The organism is uncultured Rothia sp., from assembly GCF_937976295.1.
Lineage (GTDB): Bacteria > Actinomycetota > Actinomycetes > Actinomycetales > Micrococcaceae > Rothia.
Genome location: NZ_CALJRY010000247.1, coordinates 1 through 1,418, shown reverse-complemented (window position 1 = coordinate 1,418; position 1,418 = coordinate 1). Strand labels below are relative to the sequence as shown.

The 1,418-nt window shown below is 62.0% G+C and carries 1 protein-coding gene; it reads left to right on the top strand.

All coding sequences use genetic code 11. The annotated features are described in order from the left end of the window. Nucleotides 1-165: 165 nt before the first annotated feature. Nucleotides 166-1,418: S8 family serine peptidase (locus tag Q0216_RS06630; protein WP_298593929.1), on the top strand; the 1,253-nt coding region annotated here is incomplete at its 3' end.

Below are 1,418 nucleotides of genomic sequence, written 5' to 3'. Positions count from 1 at the left end.
TTTAGAGAAAAATACACATCAATGCAGTGATGTGCATTTTCTTTTTCTATTCGCTCCTCACAAGCAAATACACAAAAGAATATATATTTTCTCGAAGGTGCATTTATGTGAGTGGATGACCAACCCACTTGCCGCTTCCGGCACTCACATACGCAAAGGACCCCGATGTCTTTTACCACTCACCCCTCAGCGCGCGGTGTCGCACGCACCGCACTGAGCCTGGGTACTGCAGCAACACTCGTCGCAACCCTGGGCGCCCCCGCATCCTTCGCGGCACCCGCGCAGGCCAACAGCACCGAACGCGCTAAGGCGCACACAACTATCTCCTCCCTCAGCTCCGCACAGCAGAAGGCAGGCTTCAACCGCTTCGTCATCACCTACACCGACAGCGCGCTGAACGCCGGCGGCATCAACTGGGCAAGCCCCGCAGGCACCCAGGTTGCCACCTGGAGCGACTCCCTCTACCAGGGCCTCACCTCCGAGGTGAAGAGCGTTGACGACCTCTTCAAAATCAAGACCAACTACGTACGCACCACCGCCCAGAAGGCAACCGTGGTGACCGTCTCCTCCAAGCTCACCGCTGAGCAGGCGGAGAAGTACATGGCAACCCTGAGCTCTAACCCCTCCGTCGAGTCGGTTGAGCCCGACCTGCTGCGCCGCTCCAACGCGCGCACTCGTACCGCCACGACCTCCAAGGTCGCTCAGGTAGCTCAGGCCGCTCAGGCGTCGAACCAGGTTGTGGCACCGAACGACACCCTCTACCCGCAGCAGTGGAACCTGCACGGCACCAAGGGCCTGGCCGCACCCGAGGCCTGGAAGACCACCCAGGGTGCCGGTGTGACCGTTGCTGTGATTGACTCCGGCATCGTCAAGCACCCCGACCTGGACGCTAACGTTCTGCCCGGCTACGACTTCATCACCGAGCCCGCCATGGCCCGCGACGGCAACGGCCGCGACTCCGACCCGACCGACCAGGGCAACTGGGAAGAAGCGGGCGCCTGCGATGCCTACTCCGAGGCAAGCGAGTCGAACTGGCACGGCACCCACGTTGCTGGCTCCATCGCGGCTGTTATGAACAATAAGCGCGGTATTGTCGGCGTGGCACCCTCCACCAAGATTCTGCCCGTGCGTGCCCTGGGCATGTGCGGCGGCTACGACTCCGACATTGCGGATGCAATGGTCTGGGCAGCCGGCGGCACCGTTGAGGGCGTTCCCGCGAACTCCAACCCCGCCAAGATTATTAACCTCTCCCTCGGCGGAGAGGGCACCTGCCCCGCAACCTACTCCAAGGCTATTGCTGAGGTGAACAAGCGCGGCGCGATTCTCGTTGTCGCAGCCGGTAACGAGGGTCAGGACACCTCCAAGGTCGCTCCGGCTAACTGCGGCGGCTCGATCGTGGTGGGCGCTACCGACCAGGA